Raw genomic sequence first — 1,031 nt, 5'->3', positions numbered from 1 at the left:
GTCGTCGCCCTCGGCGGCAACGCCCTCGGCAACAACCCCGTCGAGCAGATCCAGGCCGTGAGCAACACCGCCCACGCTCTCCTTGGTCTTATCGAGCAGGGCAACGAGATCATCATCACCCACGGCAACGGCCCGCAGGTCGGCATGATCCAGAACGCCTTCGCCGCTGCCCACGACGCCATCGGCACCCCCGAGATGCCGCTGCCCGAGTGCGGCGCCATGTCCCAGGGCTACATTGGCTATCACCTGCAGCAGGGCATCGGCCGCGAGATGCACAAGCGCTATAAGCGTTGGCACGCCGCCACCGTCGTCACCCAGATCGAGTGCGACCCGGACGATCCCGCGTTCAAGAACCCGACCAAGCCGATCGGTCCCTTCTACACCGAGGAGCAGGCCAAGGAGTTCATGGCCGAGGATCCTTCCAAGGTCTTCGTCGAGGATTCCGGCCGCGGCTGGCGTCGCGTCGTCGCCTCCCCCGATCCCAAGAAGATCGTCGAGGCCGACTCCATCCTCAACCTGCTCGACAACGAGTTCATCGTCATCGCCTGCGGTGGCGGCGGCATCCCCGTCGTCCGCGACTACGAGAACAAGGGCTGCTACAAGGGCGTTCCCGCCGTCATCGACAAGGACCTGGGCGGCGAGCTGCTGGCCGAGGACTGCGACGCCGACGTTCTGTTCCTGCTGACCGCCGTCGAGCATGTCGCCATCAACTTCGGCAAGCCCGACCAGGAGGAGCTCGAGGACCTCACCGCCGACGAGGCCGAGCGCCTGGCCGACGAGGGCCAGTTCGGCAAGGGTTCCATGGAGCCCAAGGTCCGCGCGGCCATCAAGTTCGCCCGTTCCCGCAAGGGCCGCACCTGCATCATCGGTGCCCTGGACAAGGCCGCCGAGACCATGGCCGGCCTCTCCGGTACCCGCATCCACGAGTAGTCCCTGCTCCGTTGCCTCTCTCGTGGGCGCCGGGCAAGGCGCCCACAAACTAGCCTCTCTTCACGAGCCCCGCAGTCCGCTCCGACTGCGGGGCTTTTGCT

The 1,031-nt window shown here is 66.5% G+C and carries 1 protein-coding gene; it reads left to right on the top strand.

All coding sequences use genetic code 11. From position 1 onward, the window contains the following. A partial coding sequence (gene arcC / locus DW645_RS09840; RefSeq protein WP_118227351.1) for a carbamate kinase occupies positions 1-930 on the top strand: 930 nt, incomplete at its 5' end. Between the last annotated feature and the right edge of the window lie 101 nt (positions 931-1,031).

It is taken from the genome of Collinsella sp. AM23-17, assembly GCF_003470945.1.
GTDB classification, from domain to species: Bacteria; Actinomycetota; Coriobacteriia; order Coriobacteriales; family Coriobacteriaceae; genus Collinsella; species Collinsella aerofaciens_O.
Note: the sequence above shows the minus strand (reverse complement) of the source record. Positions and strands in the feature narration are given on the sequence as shown.